Below are 23,536 nucleotides of genomic sequence, written 5' to 3'. Positions count from 1 at the left end.
TCAGGCCCGTTCCCGCAGCCGCTCGGCGGCCAGTTCGCGAAGATCGCTGGTCTTGATCTTCGCGCTGCCGGTGAGTGCGAGTTCTTCGTCGCGGAAGAAAAGCACATGGCGCGGCACTTTGTAGCTCGCCAGGCGTTCCTGCAGAAAGGCGCGTATCTTCTCCGGTTCGAGGACCGCGCCTTCATGGGGGACGACGCAGGTGGTGACGGATTCACCGAGTGTTGCGTGCGGCACGCCCACGGTGCGTGTCACTTTGATGCCGGGATGGCCGACGAGGGCCTCGTCCACCTCCAGCGGTGAGACATTCGCCCCGCCCGTCTTGATGATGTCGGTGAGCCTGCCCTCCCAGAAGAGCCGGCCGACCGCGTCGAGATGGCCGCCGTCACCGGTGTGGAAGAAGCCTTCGGCATCGAGGGTCTCATCGAGCGGTTGGCCGAGGTAGCCCAGCATGAGGGTGGGGCTCTTGACGCATATCTCGCCGCGCTCGCCGCGTGGCACGACGACGCCCGTGAGCGCGTCGACGATTTCGACGGTCACGCCCGGCAGCGCCGCGCCACTGCTGCCCGCGGTCACCTGCGGCGGGGTGTTGGCGGGGAAACACGTCGTGATCGTGAAGGTCTCCGTGTTGCCGTAGGCGCTGCCGGGCTCGGACCAGGTGGTCGACACGGTGGGGTGGCGTGCGACGGAGGTGGTGAGATCCGCGAACCGTATGGCGCTCAGGTCCACCTGGCCCCAGTTGGGCGCGCTCTCGAACTGCGCCCACTGGTGCGGCCAGGCGAGCGGGAAGTTCACCCGCTCCTCCTGCATGAGTTCGAGCGCCTCCGTGGCGACGAAGGTGGATTGCAGCACCAGGGTCCCGCCGCTGGCGAAGGTCGTACCCAGACCCATGGCGAAGTTCCCGGACCAGAAGAAACCGTTGGCCGTCCAGCAGCGGATGTGGTCCTCCGGGCCGAATCGGTACATGCGCCTGAAGCGCCACAGCTGGATGGCGACACCGCGATGCGCGCTCAGGATGCCCTTCGGCCGGCTCGTGGAGCCCGACGAGAAGAAGAGCACGGCCGTGTCGCTCGGCCGCACCGCCGCGGCCGTCTCCTCGACCAGTTCGCGCGGCTCGGCATGGCCGCGTTCCAGGAAGGCGTCCCAGGTGTCGATCGTGCCGCCCGGCACGGCCTCGCCGACCAGGGCGAGACGGCGCAGGAACGGGAACCTCGCCGATCGCAGGGTGCCGGGCGCCGCCTTGCCGATCTCCGGCTCCAACTCGGTGAGAACGGCGGCGATGTCCTTCTTCAGCACCTTCCGCTCGAACAACAGCACAGAGACACAGGACTCCTGGAGCAAGTGCTCCAGCTCGGGCGGCGTCGAGAACGTGCTGAGCGTGACCGCCACCCCGCCGGCGAGCGAGGTGCCGAACACCGCCGCGATCCATTCGGCGCGATTGGTCATCAGCACGCCCACGCGGCTGTCCTTGCCCACGCCGCACGCGCGCAGCGCGCGTGCCACGTCGACGGCGCGCTCCCAGAGTTCGGCGTACGACCAGCGGACGGTACCGTCCGCCGTGCGCATCACGAGCGCCTCGCGCTCGCCGTACAGGGCTGTCACCTCGCGCAGGAAACCGGGCAGGGTGAGCTGCCCGAGCCCCGCTTCGGCGCTCAGCGGTGGGCCCGACACGATCGAAAGGGTTCCCCCGGATTCGGCGTTCGTCCCGGCGCCCATCGCTTCCCGCCCCATCGCTCCTCGCCCCCATCACCTCTGGTTCGCGCCGAAGCGCCCGTCACTCCCGAGCCGTTGCCGGCCCGGCGCCCGTCTCCCGAGCCGTTGCTAGTACGGCAGCTCGACCTCGGCCGTGCAGGTCACCAGCAGGCCACCGTTCTGGTCGGTGAGGCGCAGCTTCACCTGGACGAGCGGCACGCCCCACGTCGATTCCGGTTCCTTGCCGACGACCTCGGCGTCGAAATAGGTGGCGTCGCCCTCGAAGGCGGGGCCGCGGAAGTCCGCCTTGGAATGGCGCACCATGCCGTCGTGGCCGGCCCAGTAGGAGAGGTGGTCGGTGCACCAGGCGCCCAGGGTGGCGCCGTAGCCGTAGGCGCGTCCCATCCCGATCTCGCCGGCCTTGTCGCTGTCGATGTGGCCGCGCGAGGGGCCGACGTAGAGCCCGTCGCGCTTGCGCGGGTCGATCTTGGCGCCTTCCTCGTCGAAGCCGAAGCCGTCGACCCACCCGGGGTCCTGGTTGATCCAGGGATCCTTGACGCCGGGCGGCGCGACCCAGTGGAACGTGCCCCAGATGTTGAAGAGGAAGGCACGGTACTCGGTGGTGAAGCTGGCGATGCTGTGCGGGCCGATCACCCGGCGGGGCAGCTTGTCCCCGACGCGTACCTCCTCGAAGTGCGGTGAGACGCCCAGCCGGTTCGACAGGAGCCACTCGTGGCGCAGCTTCTCGATCTCGTTCAGCTCGCTGTCCGACCAGCGCTTCACCACCATGCCCTGGTCCTGGTACATGCCGCGCTTCTCCGCTTCGAGGGCGAGATAGCGGATCGCGGTGGACCGTTCACGTGCCACCAGTGTGCCGTGCTGGTTGGTGTGGGTGGTGTCTCCGCGCGAGAACATCGTGGGCCCGGCGAACTTCGTCTCCGTCACTTTGTAGTCGTGGAAGCGCCGCTCCTGGAAGAGCTTGTCCCCGGCGCGCACCGGGCAGCCGTAGAACCACCATTCCTCGCCGCCGAAGATCAGATGGCTGCCGGGGATGTGTCCCACGCACGCGGGCTGGGCGCCGTGCCCGTAGTCGAGGCCGACCGCGATGGACTGCGGTGCGACCAGGCCCCCGAACCTGGACGCGCGCGCGAACTCCTCGTCCCAGTGCAGCGGATTGGGATAGTCCATCGCCATCACCCAGCGGCGGATGTCGGAGGTGCTGCACGGATCCCACAACTGCCCGCCGCCGACCGGCTTGCCCACGCGGTGGTCGACGTCGGAGAGGTCGAGTTCGGTGATCTCTGCTTCGGTGGACTTCTTGCTCACGCCTGCTCCCGATTCTCCCGGTCGTCGATGTGACGTCGGCCTCGTCTGTTCATGCGCTTTTGGTCATCGACGGACGTCGACGACGACGCGGCCGCGCACCTTGCCCTCCATGAGCCGGCCCGCGGCGGCGATCGCGTCCCCCAGACCGATCTCCTGGGCGATCGCGTCCAGCGCGTCCCCGTCGAGGTCGCGTGCGAGGCGCTCCCAGGCGGCCAGTCGCGGCCTGCTCGGTGCCATCACGCTGTCGATGCCGAGCAGGGAGACCCCGCGCAGAATGAACGGGGCGACCGACGCCGGGAAGTCCATGCCCTGGGCCAGACCGCATGCGGCGACCGTGCCGCCGTAGCGCGTCTGCGCACAGGCGTTGGCCAGGGTGTGGCTGCCGACGGAGTCGACGACACCCGCCCAGCGCTCCTTCTGCAGCGGCCTGCCCGCCGCGGAGAACGCGGCGCGGTCCAACACCGTCACGGCGCCGAGCCGGTGGAGGTACTCGGACTCCGAGGCCTTGCCGGTTGCGGCGGCCACGGCGAAGCCGGCCTTCGTCAGCAGGGCGATCGCGACGCTCCCGACTCCGCCCGTCGCCCCCGTCACGAGGATCTCGCCCTGCTCGGGACGCACACCATGGTCGAGCAGCGCGTTCACGCACAGGCTCGCCGTATAGCCCGCCGTGCCGATGGCCATCGCCTGCCGGGCGGTGAAGGCGGCCGGCAGAGGCACGAGCCAGTCTCCGCTCAGGCGTGCGCGTTGCGCGAGTCCGCCCCAGTGGGTTTCACCCACGCCCCAGCCGTTGAGCACGACGCGGTCGCCCTTCTGCCAATCCGCGTGGGTGCTTTCGGTGACGACACCGCAGAGATCGGCGCCGGGCACCATGGGGAATGCGCGCACCACGGGTGACGCGCCCGTGATGGCGAGGCCGTCCTTGTAATTCAGGGTGGAATATTCGACGTCAATACTGACATCGCCGTCGGGCAGATCCGCCTCATCCAGATTCGTGAGCGAAACCGTCTGTCCCGACTCGCCCTTCTCGATCAGGAGTGCCGAAAACATCGCAGAACTTGTCCTTACCTCGGCTCGCTCTGGCACTGACGTATAACCACATCTCGCGAATGAGAATGGCATTCTCCGTATGTGAGCATGATGCTTGCACGGTGACGTGGCGGCGTCAACCTCCGGGGATGATCGTCAGCCTGTTCGTTTGCAAGGCTAGCAATCATTGCAAGGATTGAAATACCGTGGGGTCCATGGACTTCAGGTTGGGGGAGGACGCCACGGCGCTGCGTGCACAGCTGCGCGGCATGGTGCGCGAGCACGTACCGGACGACTTCCTGGGCGCGTTCACCGAGGATCCGGCGGATCTGGAGGTCGCCCAGCGGTTCTGCCGACTGCTGGCCGAGCGCGGACTGCTCTGCCTGGCCTGGCCCGAGGAGTTCGGCGGCCGGGGCGCCTCGGTGTGGGAGCAGACCGTCGTCCGCGAGGAGATGTGGGCGCACCACGAGCCCCGGGGGGCCCAGTACATGGGGGTCAACTGGGTGGGGCCGGCCATCATGCGGCACGGCACTGCGGAGCAGCGCCGCCGCCATCTGCCGCCCATCGCCCGTGGCGAGGTGATCTGGTGTCAGGGCTTCAGCGAACCGGACGCCGGATCCGACCTCGCGTCCCTGCGGACCGCGGCCCGCCCGGACGGGGACGGCTGGCAGGTCTCCGGACAGAAGATCTGGACCTCCTACGCCACCATGGCCCAGTGGTGCTTCCTGCTCACCCGCACCTCCCGCGGGGCCAGGAAGCAGCAGGGGCTCACGATCTTCCTGGTGCCGATGGAGCGCGCGGGCATCGAGGTCCGGCCCATCCGCTCCATGATCGGCCCGCACCATCTCAACGAGGTCTTCCTCGACGAGGTCCGGGTCGGCCCGGCCGACGTCCTGGGCACGGTCGACGACGGCTGGAAGGTCGTACAGGAGGTGCTGGCGTTCGAGCGCGTGGGCATCGCCCGGTACGCCCGTTGCGAGCGCCTGCTGCAGTCCGCCCCGTCGGCCCTCGGGGACCAATGGGACACCCTGCCCGCGGAGTTGCGGGGCCGCTGGGCCGGGATGCTGGTGCACTGCCGACGGGCCCGGCTGCTGGCCTACCGGGTGCTCGCGCTGCAGAGCGAGGGCAGGGTGGGCCCCGGTGACACCGCCGCCTACCGGATCGCCGTCACCCAACTCGACCAGGACAGCGCCGAGGTGCTCATGGAGATCGTCGGGCACGGCCGGCTCACCGGTCTGGACGGGCGTCGCTTCCAGCGTGCGGTGCAGGACCACTGGCGGTACGCGCAGGCGTCCACCGTCGCCTCGGGAAGCATCGAGATGCAGCGCATTCTGCTGGCCCGGGCCCTGCTGGCGGCCGTGTGAACATCGACCTGAGCAGGGAGGCGACGGAGTACGGCCGACAGGTGCTGCGGGCCCTGGAGGCGGCCGGTGGCGACCGGCTCGTACAGCAGGCCGAGGAGGAACCGGACCGCCGCGAGAAGCTCGTGGCGCCGGTACTGGCCGAACTCGGTGCCTGGGAGCTGGATGTACGGGGCAGCGCCGACGAACTGGAGGCGGCGGCCGCGGTCTGCCGGTCCGCGGGCCACTGGGCCCTGGCCTACCCGGTCGCCGAGCGGCTGTGCCGCCCCGCCGACCTCGACGCCGACGGACTGCTGGTCGTCGGCGACGCCGCTCCGGCCGGCGCGGTGGCCGAACTCGACCTGAGCTGGGTGGCCGTGACACCGGGCGGCGAGCGCAGCCGCGCGGTGGCCCGGCCGCAGGACTCGCCGCCCCGCCGGTCGGCCTTCGTCGCCGACCTCGACCTCACCCGCATCGACGGCGACGGCACGGCCGACGCGGCGCTGGGACTGGTCCTGCCGTGCTGGACGCTGCTCGGCATGCTCGACCGCGCGATCGACCTCACCCGCGCGCACGTGGTCGTCCGCACCCAGTTCGGCCAGCCCCTCTCGGCCTTCCAGGCGGTGCAGTTCCAGCTCACCGACGCCGAAGTCGAGCGCGGCGGCGTCGAGATGCTCGCCAAGTACGCGCTGTGGAGCCTGCGGGCCCGCCCGGCGGACGCGCTCGCCGACGCCCTGGCCCTGCGACTGGCCGCGCTGGAGGCGGCGCAGACCGTGTTCCGCGTCGCACATCAGCTGCAGGGCGCCACCGGGTTCTGCGACGAGGCGTTCCTGTCCTGGCTGTCGCGCTACAGCCAGCCGATACGCCGGCTGCCGCTCGGCCTGTCCGCCACCCGGGACCAGTTGGCCCGACTGGTGGACCGGCGCGGCCTGACCGGGCTGTTCAACGATGCCGACGACCGACCTGGACGGCCGACATGGTGAAGTACGACCTCCCCGAGGAGCTGATCGTCGAGGCCGACGGGCCGATCAGGATCGTCGTCATCAACCGGCCCGACCAGCACAACGCCGTCAACCAGGACCTGCACCGGGCCCTGTCCGTCGTCTGGCAGCAGCTGGCGGCGGACGAGGAGGCGAAGGCGGTGATCCTCACGGGCGCCGGGCGGTCGTTCTGCGCGGGTGGCGACCTCGACTGGATCACCTCCTTCCTGGAGGACACCGCCGCCCGGGACGACAGCATCCGCGAAGGCGCCCGGATCATCGACGAGCTGCTGCGCTTCCCGCTGCCGGTGATCGCCGCCGTCAACGGCCCGGCCGTCGGGCTGGGGTGCAGCATGGCGGTGCTCTGCGACGTCGTACTCATGTCGCGGACCGCCCATCTGGCCGACCCGCATGTCTCCGTCGGCCTGGTGGCGGGGGACGGTGGCGCCGCCTTCTGGCCGCTGCTCAGCCCGATCCTGAGGTCCCGGGAGTACCTGTACACCGGCGACCGGATTCCCGCCGCGACCGCGGTCGATCTCGGCCTCGCGACCCGTACGACCGCGCCGGAGGACCTGATGGCGCAGGCCCGACTTCTCGCCGAGCGGTTCGCCGCCCAGCCGGCGTCGGCGCTGCAGGGGACCAAGCGGGTGGTCAACATGTATCTGACCCAGGCGCTGAGCGGTGCGGTGCAGGCGGGTTTCGCCGCCGAGGTCGCGACCATGCAGTCCGACGAGCACCGGGAACGGCTGCTCGCGGTCCTGCGGAAGGAGCGGTGACGATGCCGTCCCCACCGCCTCGCCACGGGGGCACACCACGCCCGGCCGTGCTGTCCCCGGCCGTGACCTCCTGGCCCGACGACCTCGGTGAGTTCCGCTTCGCCGTACGGGACTGGTGTCGCCGGCATGTCCCGGCGCAGTGGCGGCGTGCGCAGACCGGTGTGTCCGACGCGGAGTTCGTCGGCTTCCAGAAGGAGTGGTTCCGGCAGCTGCGAGCGGCCGGCCTCGCCGTCCCGCACTGGCCGCGGGAGTGGGGCGGCGGGATGTCGGCCGCCCAGCAGATCGTGCTCCACCAGGAGCTGGCCGCGCAGGACGCGCCGCGGCTGGTCCTGGCCTTCGTCGCGATCCACCATGCCGCCTCCACACTGCTCGTCGCGGGCACCGACGAACAGCGCCGACGCCACCTCCCGGCGATCCTGGACGGCGAGATCTGGGTCCAGGGCTTCTCCGAGCCCGAGGCAGGGTCCGATCTCGCCGCCCTGCGGACGACCGCCCGCAGGCAGGGCGACGCCTACCTCGTCAACGGCCAGAAGCTGTGGGCGAGCGGCGCGCTGCACGCCGACCGGTGCCTGCTGCTCGCCCGGACCGACCCGCGCGCCCCGAAGCGCCGCGGTATCTCCTACTTCCTGCTGGACATGCGCAGCCCCGGCATCGACGTACGGCCGATCCGTCAGGCCACCGGCGGCGCGCACTTCTGCGAGATCTTCCTCGACGACGTCGTCGTGCCCGCGGCCGACCTCGTCGGCCCCGAGAACGAAGGGTGGCGGGTGGCACAGCAGACGCTGGGCGCCGAGCGCGGCATGACGATGCTGGAACTGGCCGAACGCTTGGGCAAGGCCGGCTTCCGGTGGCTGGTCGAGGCCTGCGGCAGGCCCGGTCCGCGGGGGCGGCGTCCGCTCGACGACCCGCTGGTGGCCGACCGGTTGGCGGCTCTGGAGACCGAGATCACCGGCCTGCGGGCGCTCTGCCGTGACCTGGTGGAGCGGCACGAGAGCGGCGGAGTAGGGCCGGCCGACGCCTCGATCGTCAAGCTCTACTACAGCGAACTGCTGCAGCGCACGATGGACTTCGGAGTCGAGATCGCGGGACCGGCCGGGCATACGGTGCTGGACAAGCCCGCCTCCAGCGGCTGGGAGTCCGGCGCCTGGGTGCTCGACTTCATCGGCTCGTGGGAGTGGACCATCCCGGGCGGGACGAGCGAGATCCAGCGCACCATCATCGGCGAGCGTGGCCTGGGACTGCCCCGAGAGCCGGTGGGGACCTGATGACCACGCCGGAGACCGAGGTGCGCGAGGTACGCGAGGCGCGCGGGGCGGGAGAGGCCCGTGGTGAGGCGCGCGACGAACTGCGCGCGGTCGCCCGCGAACTGCTCGCGAAGGGCCGGGCGTCCGACGGGGTGCCCCGGTGGCAGTCGGCCGCGGCCGGGTGGCTCGGCCTTGAGGTCCCCGAGGAACTGGACGGCGCCGGTGTCACCTTCGCGGAGACGGCGGTGGTACTGGAGGAACTCGGCCGGGCGGCCGCCCGCACCGACTGCCTCGGCACCGTCGTACTGGCCGCGGGGACACTGGCCGCCCTCGAACCGGGCGTCGAACGGGACGAGTCGCTGCGCCGGACGGCGAACGGGACGCAGGCGCTGACCGCCGCCCTGGTGGACGGCACCGACGACGCCCTGGTGGACGGTGCCCCGCACGGAGTGGACGGCGGCCCGTACGGAGGTGACAGCACCCCCTTCGCCCTGGACGGTGCCGTGCCCTTCCGGATCGAGGAGTCCCCGGCGGGGCCGGAGCTGCACGGCCACGCGGGCTTCGTGCCCGACGCCGCCGAGGCGGACCGACTGCTGCTCCTGGCGCTCGACCCGGCCGGTACACCCGTCGTCGTACTCCTCGGCCCGGAAGCCGAGGGGCTGACGGTGACCGGGCAGCCGGTCCTGGACGCCACGCGCCGGTTCGGGCTGGTGCGGGCCGACGGGGTGGCCCTGGCCGAGGGGTCCGTGCTGCGGTTCGACGGCGATCCGCGGGCCGCGGTACGGCGGTTGCTCGACCGGGCCGCGGTCGCGACGGCGTGCGACAGCCTCGGCCTGGCCGAGGCCATGCTGGCGGCGACGGTCGCGCACACCCGTACCCGTGAGCAGTTCGGCCGGCCGATCGGTTCGTTCCAGGCCGTGAAGCACGCCTGCGCGGACATGCTGGTGCAGGTCTCGGTGGCCCGGCAGCTGGTGTCCGGGGCCGTGCGGGGGATCGCCGAGGGCCACGCCGAGGCGGGGGCCGCGGCCTCGATGGCGAAGTCGTACACCTGTGCCGCCGCGGTCGACGTCGTGGGCAGAGCGATGCAGCTGCACGGCGGCATGGGCTACACGTGGGAGAGCGGAATCCACCTCTACCTCAAGCGCGCCACGCTCAACCGCGCGCTGTTCGGCTCACCCGCCGCGCACCGCCGACGGCTGGCCGGGCGGTACCGATGACCGGCCCGGCATCGACGACGAAAGGCATGTGCCGGCCGGCGGGCGTAGTGGAGCGAAATTGCATAACGGTCCATTGCCTACGCCCCTAACAAACGCTAGATTGAAATGAGAGTGTGATTCTCACACCAGAGAAGGGCATTCACCTCAACGACGAGGTTTCCGGGAGTCCGTCACCATGTTGCTGCCAGGGGCGCGCCATACCAGCGCCACATCGATAAACCTCGCCGAGGGGTGGAGTCTGGAACGGCTCACCCCACCCAGTCGGCTGTTCGGCGCGAATGGTCTGCGCACCGGTCCGGACGGCCGCGTCTATGTGGCACAGGTGACCGGCAGTCAGATCAGCGCGATCGACGTCGAGACGGGCCGGCTGGAGACCATCAGCGCCAAGGGCGGCGACATCATCGCGCCGGACGACGTGGCCTTCGGCCCGCAGGGCGACCTCTACGCCACCGAGGTCATGGACGGACGGGTGAGCGTGCGCGGCGCCGACGGCCGTTCGCGGGTCCTGCGCGACGACCTCCCCTGCGCGAACGGCATCACCGTGCACCAGGGACGTCTGTTCATCGGCGAATGCCGCATCGGCGGACGCCTGTTGGAGCTCGATCCGAACGGCGGCGCGCCCCGCGTGATGCTGGAGAACGTGGCGATGCCCAACGCCATGGAGGTCGGACCCGACGGTCTCCTCTACTACCCGGTGATGGGAACCAACGACATCTGGCGGATCCATCCGGACGGCGGCGAGCCCGAACGGGTCGTGGGGGACCTCGGGGTCCCCGACTCCGTGAAGTTCGACTCCCAGGGGTACATCGTCTCCACCCAGGTGGCGACGGGCGAGGTGCTGCGCATCGATCCCCGCAGTGGTGAGCGCACGGTTCTGGCCGCTCTGAACCCCGGCCTCGACAACTGCACCTTCGTGGGCGACCGGCTCTTCGTGTCGAACTTCACCGGGGAGATCACCGAGATCCTGAGCGGGGGAGAGACCCGTACGACGCTGCCGGGTGGCCTGAACTGGCCGCTGGATCTGACCGTGGGCGACGACGGCACTCTCTACATCGCCGACGGGACGTTCTTCTACGCCCTCCGTCCCGGCGGTGAGCTGCGGACGCTCGGGATGCTCTTCACCCCCGGCTACCCCGGCTTCGTCAGAGGGGTGACCGCAGTGGGCGGGGGCGAGTTCATCGTCACCACCTCGGGCGGTCAGGTCGCGCGCTACTCGCCGGAGAGCCGGGAGAGCGAGGTGCTGGCCCAGGAACTCGACCAGCTCTACGGCGTGGTGGTCGCACCCGGCGGGGCCGTCGTGACCGCGGAGTTCGGCACGGGCCGTGTGCTCTCCCTCAGGTCCGGCCAGGTCGAGGAGCTGGCCTCCGGTCTGAACGAACCGCTCGGCGTGGCCTTCGGCCCCGACGGCACCTGTCTCGTCTCCGAATCCGGCGCGGGACGGATCGTCGCCATCACCGGCGCGGGCGTCGACACGGTGGTCGACGGTCTGGAGAAGCCCCAGGGGATCCTGGTACGCGGTGGACGCCTCTACATCGTCGACACCGGTCTCAAGGCGCTGATCGGCGTCGATCTCGACAGCAAGGCCCGGCACACGATCGCCCGTGAGCTGCCGGTGGGCGCCCCGCCCGGTGTGACCCCCAAACCGCTGCGGGGACTGCCGCCGTTCTCCGGCCCCCAGGGCCCCTTCGCCGGCATCGCCGCCGGACCGGACGGCACGCTCTACGTCTCCGCCGACGCCGACGGCAGCGTCCTGGCACTCCGCGAGACGGGGGGAGCCGGGTGATGAGCCACGACCTCCTCGGGCTGGACGGACGCATCGTCGTGGTCAGCGGCGCGGCTGGCGGTGGCATCGGCACCGCGGTGACCGGCATGGTCGCCCGCGCCGGGGCGACGGTGATCGCGGTGAGCCGTTCCCCGCAGAACCTGGAGAAGCATGTCGCGCCCCTGGCGGCCGAGGGCCTCTCGGTCGTGCCGGTCGCCGCCGACGCCTCCACCGACGACGGCATCGCGCTCGTGATGAAGGAGGTCGGCCGGACGAACGGCGAGCTGTACGGGCTCGTCAACGTCGCCGGTGGCGCCGCCCCCTCGACCTGGATGCCGTCCACCCGGGTGACCCGGGCCGACTGGCGCGCGCTGTTCACCCAGAACCTCGAAACGATGTTCTTCATGAGCCAGGCGGTCGCCGCGGACCTGAAGGCCCAGGGCCGGCCCGGGTCGATCGTCTCGATCTCCTCCATCAGCGGCATGAACTCGGCGCCCCTGCACATCGGTTACGGCACGGCCAAGGCGGCGCTGGTGGCGGCGACCCGCACGATGGCCGTCGAACTGGCCGGGGACGACATCCGGGTGAACGCCATCGCGCCCGGCGTGACCGAGACCCCGGCCTCGGGCACGTACGTCGACGAGGACCCCGAACGCGACCGCCGTGCCATCGCCATGGGCAGACGCGGACGGCCGGAGGAACAGGCGGGCGCCATTCTGTTCCTGCTGTCCGACCTGTCGACGTACATCACCGGCCAGACCCTGCTGGTGGACGGCGGCCTCGATCTCAAGTGGACCCATCTGGCCGCCGACAACACCTCTCTCTTCCTCAAGGACGAGTCGTTCCGAGCCGCCATAACGCGCTGACGCGGGCTGGAGAATGTCATGAGCGAAACCGTCGAGAACACCCGGGCAACGGACCCCGCGACGACAGAAGCCGCACCTACGGAGACCACACCGGCCGAGGCCACGCCGCCCGAAGCCCTGTCGCAGCCGCTGACGATCGGTGTGGAGGCGTACATCTCGCAGGAGTACGCCCGGGCCGAGCGGGACAAGCTGTGGACCAAGGTGTGGCAACAGGTCGGGCGTGTCGAGGAACTCCCCAAGGTCGGTGACTACCTCACCTACGAGATCCTCGACGACTCGGTCATCGTCGTCCGCACGGCGCCGGACACGCTCCGCGCGTACCACAACGTCTGCTCGCACCGGGGGCGCCGCCTCCTCGACATCCCGCCGGGCAAGAGGGACGCCCGCGGCTGCGGCAGGCAGTTCGTCTGCGGGTTCCACGGGTGGCGGTACAACCTGGACGGCCGGTGCACCCATGTGCCCGAGCGGGAGGACTGGCCGCGGGGGCTGTCCGAGGGGAACACCGGCCTGGCCGACGTCGAGGTCGACACCTGGGGTGGCTGGATCTGGATCAACATGGACCCGGAGTGCGAACCCCTGCGCGACTACCTGGAGCCCGCGGCCACCCTGCTCGATCCCTTCCAGTTGGAGAACATGCGCTACCGGTGGCGTCGCTGGCTCGTCTTCGACTGCAACTGGAAGACCGCCCTTGAGGCGTTCATGGAGACCTATCATGTCCCGTACACCCACCCGGAGTTCATGAAGTTCGGCAGTTTCCTCGGGTGGTCCAGGGCCCAGGGCAAGCACAGCAACATCGGCTACGACGCGCCCAAGGGCCTGGACGAGAACCAGGCGAAGCTACGGCTCGGCGGTGGCAACGACCCCCGCGAGTCCACGGCCGAGCTGCAGAACTTCACCTGGGCGAACGCGAACACCAACACCACCCGGACCCTGGTCGACGCGGCGAACCGGCTGGTCGAGGAGGTGCCGGAGGACGCCACGGCCGCCGAGGTGCTCAGGCACTGGCTGGACACGGCCCGGCGCACCGACGCCGAGCGCGGTGTGAGCTGGCCGACCGTGGAACCCGCGCAGGTCGCGAAGAGCGGCACCGCCTGGCAGATCTTCCCGAACTTCCAGATCGGCCACGCGCTGAACAACATGCTCTGCTACAGCGCCCGGCCCCATGGCTACGACCCCGACAAGTGCGTCTTCGAGGTCGCCGTGTACGAGCTGTACCCGGCCGGCGAGGAGCCGGTGACCGAGTGGGTGTACACGCCGGAGGACGACCCCAACTGGCGCACGGTCCTGCCGCAGGACTTCACCAACATGGCCGCTGTCCAGAAGGGCATGAAGGCCCGCGGGTTCTCGGGCCCGAAGCCCAACCCGTACCGCGAGCGCAGCATCGTGAACCTGCACCACAACCTGGCCATTTACATGGGTACCGGCGAGCCCCGCGACCTCGCCTGAATCCCGCCCCCCTGTATGCCCCGAGGACGAACGACCCGAGTCACCGCCCGAGCCGAGGACTTCGCATGCCGAAATGCGCACCGACACAGACGCCGGAGACAGATCACGCGGCCCTCAGGGCGAAGTACCTGTCCGAGCGCGACAAGCGACTTCGTCGTGAGGGGCAGAAGCAGTACCTGGAGGCCGAGGGCGAATTCGAGGAGTACTACGAGGCCGATCCGTACACCCCGGTCGTGCCGCGCCCGCCGATCTCGGAGGACATCGACGTGGCGATCCTCGGCGGCGGCCTCTCGGGTCTGATCACCGCGGCCCGCGTCAAGCAGTCCGGTGTCTCCGACTTCCGGGTCATCGAACTGGCCGGTGACTTCGGCGGTGCCTGGTACTGGAACCGCTACCCCGGGATCCAGTGCGACACCGACTGCTACTGCTACCTCCCGATGCTCGAAGAGGTCGGTTACATCCCCAAGCAGAAGTACTCCTTCGGGGACGAGGTCTTCGAGCACTGTCAGCGCATCGGGAAGCACTTCGGCCTCTACGACAGAGCGATCTTCAGCACCCTGATCCGCTCGCTGGAGTGGGACGACTCGATCAAACGCTGGCGGATCGGCACCAACCGGGGCGACGACATCCGGGCCCGCTTCGTCATCATGTGCCAAGGGCCCTTCAACCGGCCGAAGTTGCCCGGAATCCCCGGCATCACGGACTTCCGCGGGCACACCTTCCACACCGCGCGCTGGGACTACGCGTACACCGGCGGCGACATGAGCGGCGGCCTCGACGGGCTCGCGGACAAGCGGGTCGCCGTCATCGGCACGGGAGCGAGCGGCATCCAGGTCGTCCCGCACCTCGCCAGGTCCGCCCAGCACTTGTACGTCTTCCAGCGCACACCGTCGTACATAGACGAGCGCGGCAACGTACCGACCGATCCCGCCTGGGTGAAGACGCTGGAGCCGGGCTGGCAGAAGGAGCGGCAGCGCAACTTCCACACCGCGGCGTTCGAGGCCTTCGCCCCCGGTCAGCCGGACCTCGTGTGCGACGGCTGGACCGAGGTCAGCCGCAACCTGGCCGCGCATCTGGACGCCACCAACGGGTGGGCCGCGCTGGCGGATCCGGAGAAGTTCATGGAGCTGCGGGAGCTTCAGGACTACCAGGCGATGCAGCGGCTGCGTGAGCGCGTCGACGCCGTCGTCGAGGACAAGAGGACGGCTGAGGCACTGAAGCCCTACTACCGCTTCCTCTGCAAGCGGCCGTGCTTCAACGACGAGTACCTGCCCGCCTTCAACCGCCCGAACGTCACCCTCGTCGATGTGTCGGACACCAAGGGCGTCGAACGCATCACGGAGAAGGGCATCGTCGCCCACGGCGTCGAACACGAGGTGGACTGCATCATCTTCGCCAGCGGCTTCGAGATCACCACCGACCTCGACCGCCGCCTCGGCATCCGGCCGTTCGCCGGCCGCGAGGGCCTGTCGCTCTACGACCACTGGGCCAAGGGCTATCGCACCCTGCACGGCATCATGAGCCACGGCTTCCCCAACCAGTTCTTCACCGGCTTCCTGCAGGGCGGCGTGACCGCGAGCACGACGGCGATGTTCGAGCAGCAGGCCCACCACATCGCGTACGTCGTCAAGGAGACCCTGGCGCGTGGCGCCACGACCGTCGAACCCACCGCACAGGCACAGGACCAGTGGGGCGCGACCGTCCGGGAGACCGCGGTCGACAACACCGACTTCCAGCGGGAATGCACGCCCGGCTACTACAACAACGAGGGCGAGCAGATGATCCGGTCGCATCTGGGCGAGCCCTACTGGCCCGGCTTCTACGCCCTTGAGGACCTGCTCCGGGCATGGCGCGACTCGGGCGAGATGCAGGGCCTCGTTCTCGACAAGTGACGAGCACCCGCCCCGTGAAGCGCGTCGTGAGAGGAACACCCCATGGCTGAACTCAGATTCGACGACCGGGTGGCCGTGATCACCGGCGCCGGCCGGGGACTGGGGCGTGCCTACGCCCTGTTGCTCGGCTCGAAGGGTGCCAAGGTCGTCGTCAACGACCCGGGCGGCAGCCTGAGCGGAGACGGCGTGGACACCGGTCCCACGGACGAGGTGGTCCGGGAGATCAGGGCGGCGGGGGGTGAGGCCGTCGCCTGCACCGAGTCCGTGGCGACGGCCGAGGGAGGAGGGGCCGTCATCGAGTCCGCGCTCGACCACTACGGCCGCCTCGACATCCTCGTCCACAACGCCGGAATCGTTCGGCACGCGTCGTTGACGGAGATGACGTACGAGGACTTCGACGCCGTCCTGGACGTCCACCTGAGGGGCGCCTTCCACGTCGTGCGGCCCGCGTTCCCCCTGATGTGCGAGGCGGGCTACGGCCGAGTCGTGCTGACCTCGTCGATCGGCGGTCTCTACGGCAACCACCGGGTCGCCAACTACGGCGTGTCCAAGGCGGGCATGATCGGGCTGTCCAACGTGGTCGCGCTCGAAGGCGCCGCCGAGGGCGTGCGGTGCAACGTCATCGTGCCCGGTGCCGTGACACGCATGGCCGAGGGGATCGACACATCGGCCTATCCGCCGATGGGGCCGGAGCTGACGGCACCGGTCGTGGGCTGGCTCGCCCATGAATCCTGCTCGATCACCGGGGAGATGCTGGTGTCGATCGCGGGCCGGGTGGCGAGGGCCTTCGTCGCCGAGACGCCGGGCGTGTACCGGCCGTCCTGGTCGATCGAGGAGGTCGGCGAGGAGATCGCCGCCATCCGCGACACGACCGACCCATGGATCCTGCCGGTCGTCCCCTCGGCCCATGTCGACCACATCCGCAACAGTTTCGCGATGGCCACGAAAGGCAGCGAGCACTCATGACGGTCAAAGTGTATGAACGCATTCTGCAGCTCTTCGAGGCCGAGGGAATCAACACCATATTCGGTATACCCGACCCGAACTTCGTCCACATGTTCCATCTCGCCGAAGAGCGCGGCTGGAATGTGGTCTCCCCCCACCACGAGGAATCCGCCGGATTCATGGCGGAAGCGGTGTCGCGCATGACCGGAAAGGCCGCGGTGTGCATCGGCACGCTGGGCCCCGGTGTCGCCAACCTGGCCGGTGCCATGATGTGCGCCAAGGTGGAGAACTCCCCGGTCGTCTTCCTGGGCGGACAGCGCGCGCGGATCACCGAACAGCGGGTTCGGCGCGGCCGTATCCAGTTCGTCAAACAGGCCGCCCTCTTCGAGCCCTCGGTGAAGTACTCCGCCAGTATCGAATACGCGGACCAGACCGACGAAGTCATCCGCGAGGGCCTGCGGAAAGCGCTGTCGGGAACACCGGGGCCGGTGTACATCGAATATCCCTCGCATGTGATCCAGGAAGAGCTGGACGTACCCGCGGCACTGCCGCCGAAGGCCTATCGCCTGGTCGGCCAGACGGCCGGACCGGACAGGATCGCCGAGGCCGTGCGGTTCATCGGCGCGGCCGAGCAGCCGATTCTCCTGGTGGGGCACGGTGTCCATACCGCCCGTGCGGGGGAGTCGGTCAGGGCGCTCGCCGACGCGATGGCCTGCCCCGTCATCCAGACATCGGGCGGTACCTCGTACATCGCGGGGCTGGAAGACCGTACGTTCCCCTATGGCTTCTCGGCGGCGGCCATCGACGCGGTGGTGCGATCCGACCTGTGTCTCGCCATCGGCACGGAACTCGGTGAACCGGTCCACTACGGACGGGGGCGGCACTGGGTCGCGAACGAGGCCGACCGCAAGTGGATTCTCGTCGAGCAGGACCCCCAGGCGATCGGTGTGAACCGCTCGGTCGACGTACCGCTGGTGGGCGACCTGCGGGCGATCGTTCCCCAACTCGTCGACGCGCTCAGGGATTCACCGCGTACCGCCTCCCCGGAACTGGCGGGCTGGATCACACAGGATGCGGCGCAGCTCGCGGAACTGGCGGAGACCGCTCCTTCCGGCATGTCGCCCGTGCATCCCGCGCGCCTGATCGTAGAGGCGACCAAGGTCTTCCCGAAGGACGGCATCATGGTGCGCGACGGCGGCGCCACGACCATCTTCGGCTGGACCTATTCACAGGCGAAGCCCCACGACGTGATGTGGAACCAGAACTTCGGTCACCTGGGCACGGGGCTTCCCTATGCCGTCGGCGCCTCGGTGGCGGAGGGCGGGAAACGTCCGTTGATGCTGATCACCGGGGACTCGTCGTTCCAGTTCCACATCGCGGAACTCGAAACCGCCGCGCGCCTGAATCTTCCCCTCGTCTGCGTCGTGGCCGTCGACTACGCCTGGGGCCTCGAAGTGGGCGTGTACAAGCGGACCTTCGGCCAGGGTTCGCTGGAGACAGGCGTGCACTGGAGCCGGAAGACCCGGCTGGACAAGGTTGCCGAAGGCTTCGGCTGCCACGGCGAATACGTGGAACGCGATGAGGACATCGCCCCCGCCATCAAGCGCGCTTACGCCAGCGGTAAGCCCGGAGTGATCCACGTGGCGGTCGACCCGAAGGCGAACTCGGAAGAAATGCCGAGTTATGACGAGTTCCGGACCTGGTACGCGGAAGGGACGCAGTGACCATGCGTGAATATGTGAAGTTCTACATCGGTGGCCAGTGGACCGATCCGGCGGAGCCGGGGACCTCGGAGGTCGTGAATCCCGCGACCGAGGAGGTCTGCGGGAAGGTGGCGGTCGGCTCCGCCGCCGATGTGGACAGGGCGGTCGCGGCGGCCCGCCGGGCCTTCCCCGACTGGTCGGCGACCACGGGCACGGAGCGGGTCGAGGTACTCCAGAACATCCTCGACGTGTACCAGAAGCGTGCCGGTGACCTCGCCGCGGCGCTGACCGAGGAAATGGGTGCGCCGGCCGCGCTCGCGGGCGGCTTCCAGGTGGGGCTCGGGGCAGGTCACCTGACCACGGCGATCGCGGTGCTCAAGGACTTCGTCTTCGAGGAGCAGCGGGGCGCCACGCTGGTGGTGAAGGAGCCGATCGGCGTCTGCGGTCTGATCACGCCGTGGAACTGGCCCATGAACCAGATGGCCGTGAAGGTGTTCCCCGCGCTGGCGACCGGCTGCACCATGGTGCTCAAGCCGTCGGAGAGGTCGCCTTTCACCGGGCAGATCTTCGCCGAGATCCTGGACGCCGCGGGTGTTCCTGCCGGTGTGTTCAATCTCGTCCAGGGCGACGGACCGGGCGTGGGAGTGCCGCTGTCCTGTCATCCCGACGTCGACATGGTCTCCTTCACCGGTTCGACGCGCGCGGGCATCGAGATCGCGAGGAACGCCGCCCCCACCGTCAAGCGGATCACACAGGAACTGGGCGGCAAGAGCCCGAACATCGTCCTCGACGACGAGGCCTTCGCCGAGAACGTCGGCAAGGGCGTGGCCACCATGATGGGCAACTCCGGACAGACCTGCAGCGCGCCCTCGCGCCTGCTGGTGCCGAGCGCCCGGATGGAGGAAGCCATCGGTGTCGCGCGGGAGACCGCGTCCGGGATCACCGTCGGCGATCCCCATGGCGACTTCGTCATGGGGCCGGTGGTTTCGGCGGACCAGTTCGAGAAGATCCAGGCGCTGATCCAGAAGGGCACGGACGAGGGAGCCACGCTGGTGGCCGGCGGTACCGGACGCCCGGAAGGACTGGAGAAGGGCTACTACGTCAAGCCCACCGTCTTCGCCGAGGTCACCAACGACATGACCATCGCCCGGGAGGAGATCTTCGGGCCGGTGGTCACGATTCTCGGCTACGACAGCGTGGATCACGCCGTCGAGATCGCGAACGACACGGAGTACGGCCTCGCCGGATATGTGGCGGGCGCGGACCTGGAGAAGGCCCGTGCCGTCGCCCGCCGCATCCGGGCAGGGTGGGTCGCCATCAACGACGGCTTCGACTTCGGCTGTCCCTTCGGTGGCTACAAGAAGAGCGGCAACGGTCGTGAGTGGGGCGAGTTCGGCTTCCACGACTACCTGGAGATCAAGGGGATTCTCGGTTACGCCCCCGATGAAGCCGCTTCATAGGGGGCGTGGCGATGTCGTCGTCGAGCCGGTCCGAGCCTCTGGAGATCAGGTCAGCTTCTTCAGCAGCTCGACCGCGAGCGGGGCGGAGGACGCCGGGTTCTGCCCGGTGACCAGGTTGCGGTCGACGACCACCTTGGGAGCCCACGGCTCGCCCACCTGGAAGTCGACGCCCGCCTCGACGAGCCGGTCCTGGAGCAGCCACTTGGCCCGGTCGGCGAAACCGCCCTGCGTCTCCTCGGCGTTGGTGAACCCGGAGACCTTGTAGCCCGCGAAGGCGTTGGTGCCGTCCTCCTTCGTCGCGGCGAGCAGCGCGGCCGGGCCGTGGCACACCACACCGAGCGGCTTGCCCGACTCCAGCGCGAGGGTGAGCAGCCGGCCGGAGTCCGCGTCGACCGCGAGGTCCTCCATCGGGCCGTGGCCGCCGGGGTAGAAGACGGCCGCGTAGTCGGCGAGGTCGACCTCCTCCAGCTTGATCGGCCGCTGGAGCTCGGTCATCGAGTCGAGGGCGTGCGCGATCCGGTCGGCACCGTCCCGGCCGCCGTTGACCCCGGGCGCCAGGCTCCCCCGGTCCACGGTGGGCACGACGCCGCCCGGCGTGGCGACGACGACCTCGTGGCCGGCGGAGGTGAACGCCTCGTACGGGGCGACGGCCTCCTCGGCCCAGAAGCCGCTGGGGTGGCGGGTGCCGTCGGCGAGCGTCCAGTGGTCGACGCCGGTGATCACGAAGAGAATCCTCGACATGGTGCGTTTCTCCGGGGGTGCGGGGGCGGGGCGATGTCCTCGACGGTATTGCGGGCCCGGCACGGGTGACCAATAGGGAACCCAGGAGGAGCCATTGGACATCCGATGGGCCCTGGGGAATACGGGGTGCGCGGCTGGAGCGGGCTATCGCGGTACGGAGGCCCGCCGTTCCAGGACGCGCAGGGCCTGTTCGGCCCAGCGGATGGTGCCCTGTTCGAAGGCGCGTCCGCCCATCAGCGTCAGATACGGGCCGACGCGCTCGGCCGTGGCCAGGTACTCGTCCTCGGTGCGCCCGTCGAGGAGCCGGGCACGGATCCGGTCGTAGCGGGCCAGTTTGGCGCGGGCCCACTCCAGCCGTTCGGTGATCGCCGCGCGTACGGCCCGCTCGTCCCCCTGGTCCAGGGCATAGACCTTGACCAGCAGTTCGTCGCGGATGGCCGTGGGCTTCGGCGGCTCGGCCGTGAAGTCGCGCAGTGCGGTGCGGCCCGCGTCGGTGAGGGAGAAGATCCGCTTGTTCGGCCTCCGCTCCTGCTGGACGAGCCGGGCCTCGATGAGTCCCTCGGCCGCCATCCGGTCGAGTTCCCGGTACAGCTGCTGAGGGGTCGCCATCCAGAAGTTGGCCACCGAGGCGTCGAACCCCTTGGCCAGGTCGTATCCCGACGCCTCGCCCTCCAGAAGCGCGGCGAGGACCGCGTTGCGCAATGCCATGGGCCAAGGGTAGACGGCGTACACCTCCATGACTAATCTGTTCCGCACTTAATCAATTAGTTGAGTACCAGAGAGATGAGAGGTGGGGCTTCGATGCATCCCTTCCGGAAAGCCGTGGAGGCGGGCGATCTCGCCGCGGTGGAGGCCTTGCTGGCCGACGACGTCGTGTTCACCAGCCCGGTCGCCTTCAAGCCGTACCCGGGCAAGGCGATCACGGCGGCCATTCTGCGCGGGGTCTCCCGCGTCTTCACCGACTTCCGCTACGTGCGCGAGATCGCCGGTGCGGACGGTCGCGACCACGCGCTGATCTTCACGGCGAAGGTGGGGGACAAGGAGCTGAACGGCTGCGACTTCCTGCACTTCGACGAGGACGGCCGGATCGACGACCTGATGGTGATGGTCCGCCCGCTCTCCGCGGCGCACGCGCTGTCCGAGGCGATGGGCGCGGAGTTCGAACAGATCTTGCGGGAGGCCGCGGGGGTGACGGAGACGACGGGAACGGCCGGGGTGGCGGAGGCGGGCGGGGCGTAACCGACGCCTGCTCGTGCTTCCCGCTTCTCGGGTTTGACGCCTTCGCCTCCGGCTACCCGCCCGTTGTGACGACAACGACATCCCAGTACGAACTCATCCGATTCCTGGAAGATCGCTTCGATTGCGCGCAGGCCTGCCTCGCGTGTGCGCGGGCGTGCGCGCTGCGGGCGAGCCTGATGGATCCGGGCGGGCTGAGGGGACAGGAACTCGTGCGGCGCAAGGGCCTCAAGTGTGTGGAGGTGTGCGATGCGACGTGCGGTGTGCTGGCCGAGGAGGCGCGGCGGGACGCGGCCGGTATCCGTGTCCAGGTCGAGTGGTGCCGCACCGTCTGCCGTGAGTGCGCGGACGTCTTCGACGAGTGCCCCGGCGGGCAGGACACCGCCAAGGCCTGCCGCGAATGTGCGCAGGCCTGCACGGACTTCCTCGCCACGCTGAGCCGCGCCTGAGGCACGGGCTCGGGCCGCCGCCGGGCGGCCCCGAGGGGCGGCCCCGACGGGCACGGGCTCTCTTGGACCGGCTCCGATCCGCTTCAGGACGGCTGAGCCCGGCTCGGAGGGTCCCGCACTGCCCCGTACTGCCCCGCCCCGCCTTGTCTCGGAGGGGTGCGAACCTGCTTGGGGTCGCTCAGACCGGCAAGACCCGTCCGGTTCCGGCCCCCGACGGTTCCACCTCGGCCTACCTCGGCGCACCTCGGCCCGGGCCGACCCGGGCCCTGTCAGGCCGGCGTCGTCACGGCCCGGTCGCGTCGGTGGCGTCCGGGTCCGGTCACGTCGGCGTCGTGAGGGGTCGTCCGGGCCGTAGGTTCCAGCGGCCGGCGCGGCCGCTGAGCTCCGTGGCGGTCAGGGGCGGCACGTCGATCCGCCAGAACGCCGACTCCGGCGCCTCCAACACCCGTACCACCAGAGCCCGTACGACCTCCGGCTCCACCACGGCGACAGTCCGGCCCGAGAACTCCGCGGCCGTGTCGAGGCATCCCGCCACCCGCTCGCAGAACGCCCGCACCGACTCTCCGCCGTGCGGCGCCGCACCGGGATCGGCCAGCCACCGGGCCACCGCCTCCGGTTCCTCGGCGCTCACCTCCTCCAGGGTCGCGCCACGCCAGCGGCCCACGTTCAGAGCGGCCAACTCGGCCACGTCCACCACCGCGTCGAGGCCGAGCGCCTCGGCCGTCTCGCGGCATCGCACGGTGGGCGAGACCCACAGCCGTTCCGCCGCGGGAACCGCCCCCGCGGCCGCCCGCGCGAGCCGCAGCCCCGTGGCGTCGACCCGGCCCCCCTCGTCGAAACGGGCCTCTCGCAGCGCCGTGCTGATCGCGGCGGAGACAAGGACTACTCGGCTGGTCATACATCCACTCTCGTGCGCGGTCCACGCGCCCTTGGCCGGGCCCGGGCTTCGCGGTACGGTCTCGATGATATTGACGACGGTTCGGCGGAAGTCCGGTGGGAATCCGGCACGGTCGCGCCACTGTAACCCCAGCACGAGCCACGCCCGCCAGGGACGGTGAAGGCCGGGGCAAGTCAGACCCGTGGCTGTCGTCCTGTGCACCACCGAGACGGGACGCGAGTTCCCCAGGAGGTCCTGCCCCATGGCGCAGTCCATCGTCCAGCCGAACGCCGACACCCCTGCCGTACCGGCGACACTGCCGATCGGCGCGATCGTCCCCTGGGCGGTCTTCTTCGGCGTCCTGATGCTCGTCCTGCTCTATTTCGTCGGCGCCGAACAGGGCGCCACCTCCCTGGTGTCCGGCGAGAACGTCCACGAGTGGGTCCACGACGCCCGCCACCTGCTCGGCTTCCCCTGCCACTGACGGCGACGAACGGGAAGCGTACGAGGACGAACGGGAAGCGTACGAGAAGGGCGGGCCCGGACCACCGGGCCCGCCCT

The 23,536-nt window shown here is 69.8% G+C and carries 21 protein-coding genes; 15 read left to right on the top strand and 6 right to left on the bottom strand.

Annotated features, from left to right (window positions below; genetic code table 11):
* The 3 genes from RV986_RS05370 to acuI form a co-directional block, all read right to left on the bottom strand.
* Complete coding sequence (locus RV986_RS05370; protein WP_475916278.1) at positions 1-1,668, bottom strand: class I adenylate-forming enzyme family protein; 1,668 nt, start codon at positions 1,666-1,668, stop codon at positions 1-3.
* Between the two features lie 150 nt (positions 1,669-1,818).
* Positions 1,819-3,015: an FAS1-like dehydratase domain-containing protein gene (locus tag RV986_RS05365; RefSeq protein ID WP_475916277.1), complete on the bottom strand. Its 1,197-nt coding sequence runs from the start codon at positions 3,013-3,015 to the stop codon at positions 1,819-1,821.
* A 63-nt stretch (positions 3,016-3,078) separates the two neighbouring features.
* The gene (gene acuI, locus RV986_RS05360) at positions 3,079-4,062 is read right to left on the bottom strand and encodes an acrylyl-CoA reductase (NADPH) (RefSeq protein WP_475916276.1); all 984 of its coding nucleotides are present in this window, start codon (positions 4,060-4,062) and stop codon (positions 3,079-3,081) included.
* Positions 4,063-4,256: 194 nt separating this feature from the next.
* Between acuI and RV986_RS05355 the strand changes: the two genes are divergently transcribed.
* The 12 genes from RV986_RS05355 to RV986_RS05300 all read left to right on the top strand — a co-directional run bounded on the left by RV986_RS05355 (position 4,257) and on the right by RV986_RS05300 (position 19,672).
* A complete protein-coding gene (locus tag RV986_RS05355) occupies positions 4,257-5,405 on the top strand; it encodes an acyl-CoA dehydrogenase family protein (protein WP_475916275.1) in 1,149 nt (382 codons plus the stop codon).
* Positions 5,402-6,364 (top strand): acyl-CoA dehydrogenase family protein, encoded by a 963-nt coding sequence (locus RV986_RS05350; RefSeq protein WP_475916274.1) that lies wholly within the window; start codon positions 5,402-5,404, stop codon positions 6,362-6,364. The genes RV986_RS05355 and RV986_RS05350 overlap by 4 nt, the downstream gene beginning before the upstream one ends.
* On the top strand, positions 6,358-7,137 hold the full coding sequence (locus RV986_RS05345; protein ID WP_475916273.1) for an enoyl-CoA hydratase/isomerase family protein: 780 nt from the start codon (positions 6,358-6,360) through the stop codon (positions 7,135-7,137). Before RV986_RS05350 ends, RV986_RS05345 begins: the two co-directional genes overlap by 7 nt.
* 2 nt (positions 7,138-7,139) lie before the next feature.
* Positions 7,140-8,402, top strand: coding sequence for an acyl-CoA dehydrogenase family protein (locus RV986_RS05340; RefSeq protein WP_475916272.1), 1,263 nt, complete (start codon positions 7,140-7,142; stop codon positions 8,400-8,402).
* Complete coding sequence (locus tag RV986_RS05335) at positions 8,402-9,598, top strand: acyl-CoA dehydrogenase family protein (protein ID WP_475916271.1); 1,197 nt, start codon at positions 8,402-8,404, stop codon at positions 9,596-9,598. The genes RV986_RS05340 and RV986_RS05335 overlap by 1 nt, the downstream gene beginning before the upstream one ends.
* A gap of 175 nt (positions 9,599-9,773) precedes the next feature.
* Entirely contained in the window at positions 9,774-11,381 is a 1,608-nt protein-coding gene (locus tag RV986_RS05330) for an SMP-30/gluconolactonase/LRE family protein (protein WP_475916270.1), read from the top strand.
* On the top strand, positions 11,381-12,226 hold the full coding sequence (locus RV986_RS05325) for an SDR family NAD(P)-dependent oxidoreductase (protein WP_475916269.1): 846 nt from the start codon (positions 11,381-11,383) through the stop codon (positions 12,224-12,226). The genes RV986_RS05330 and RV986_RS05325 overlap by 1 nt, the downstream gene beginning before the upstream one ends.
* Before the next feature lie 18 nt (positions 12,227-12,244).
* Positions 12,245-13,672 (top strand): aromatic ring-hydroxylating oxygenase subunit alpha, encoded by a 1,428-nt coding sequence (locus RV986_RS05320; RefSeq protein WP_475916268.1) that lies wholly within the window; start codon positions 12,245-12,247, stop codon positions 13,670-13,672.
* A gap of 65 nt (positions 13,673-13,737) precedes the next feature.
* Positions 13,738-15,564, top strand: coding sequence for a flavin-containing monooxygenase (locus RV986_RS05315; RefSeq protein ID WP_475916267.1), 1,827 nt, complete (start codon positions 13,738-13,740; stop codon positions 15,562-15,564).
* Between the two features lie 42 nt (positions 15,565-15,606).
* A complete protein-coding gene (locus tag RV986_RS05310; RefSeq protein WP_475916266.1) occupies positions 15,607-16,530 on the top strand; it encodes an SDR family NAD(P)-dependent oxidoreductase in 924 nt (307 codons plus the stop codon).
* Positions 16,527-18,233, top strand: a complete 1,707-nt coding sequence (locus RV986_RS05305) for a thiamine pyrophosphate-binding protein (RefSeq protein ID WP_475916265.1) — start codon at positions 16,527-16,529, stop codon at positions 18,231-18,233. The genes RV986_RS05310 and RV986_RS05305 overlap by 4 nt, the downstream gene beginning before the upstream one ends.
* 2 nt (positions 18,234-18,235) lie before the next feature.
* Positions 18,236-19,672, top strand: coding sequence for an aldehyde dehydrogenase family protein (locus RV986_RS05300; RefSeq protein WP_475916264.1), 1,437 nt, complete (start codon positions 18,236-18,238; stop codon positions 19,670-19,672).
* Between the two features lie 45 nt (positions 19,673-19,717).
* Here RV986_RS05300 and RV986_RS05295 read toward each other — a convergent pair whose 3' ends face one another.
* Together RV986_RS05295 and RV986_RS05290 are read right to left on the bottom strand one after the other, a co-directional pair.
* Entirely contained in the window at positions 19,718-20,413 is a 696-nt protein-coding gene (locus RV986_RS05295) for a type 1 glutamine amidotransferase domain-containing protein (RefSeq protein ID WP_475916263.1), read from the bottom strand.
* A 144-nt stretch (positions 20,414-20,557) separates the two neighbouring features.
* Positions 20,558-21,121, bottom strand: a complete 564-nt coding sequence (locus RV986_RS05290) for a PadR family transcriptional regulator (RefSeq protein ID WP_475916262.1) — start codon at positions 21,119-21,121, stop codon at positions 20,558-20,560.
* Positions 21,122-21,214: 93 nt separating this feature from the next.
* On the opposite strand from RV986_RS05290, the gene RV986_RS05285 reads away from it, so the two are divergent.
* Positions 21,215-21,652 carry a nuclear transport factor 2 family protein gene (locus RV986_RS05285; RefSeq protein ID WP_475916261.1) on the top strand — a complete coding sequence of 146 codons (438 nt, stop codon included), beginning with the start codon at positions 21,215-21,217 and terminating at the stop codon, positions 21,650-21,652.
* A 65-nt stretch (positions 21,653-21,717) separates the two neighbouring features.
* Positions 21,718-22,098: a four-helix bundle copper-binding protein gene (locus RV986_RS05280; RefSeq protein WP_475916260.1), complete on the top strand. Its 381-nt coding sequence runs from the start codon at positions 21,718-21,720 to the stop codon at positions 22,096-22,098.
* A 319-nt stretch (positions 22,099-22,417) separates the two neighbouring features.
* Here the strand turns inward: RV986_RS05280 and RV986_RS05275 are convergent, their stop codons facing one another.
* Positions 22,418-22,996, bottom strand: coding sequence for a histidine phosphatase family protein (locus tag RV986_RS05275; protein ID WP_475916259.1), 579 nt, complete (start codon positions 22,994-22,996; stop codon positions 22,418-22,420).
* A gap of 241 nt (positions 22,997-23,237) precedes the next feature.
* On the opposite strand from RV986_RS05275, the gene RV986_RS05270 reads away from it, so the two are divergent.
* On the top strand, positions 23,238-23,459 hold the full coding sequence (locus RV986_RS05270) for a CbtB domain-containing protein (RefSeq protein WP_475916258.1): 222 nt from the start codon (positions 23,238-23,240) through the stop codon (positions 23,457-23,459).
* The last annotated feature ends 77 nt before the right edge of the window (positions 23,460-23,536 follow it).

The organism is Streptomyces sp. RLA012 (genome assembly GCF_056270325.1).
Note: the sequence above shows the minus strand (reverse complement) of the source record. Positions and strands in the feature narration are given on the sequence as shown.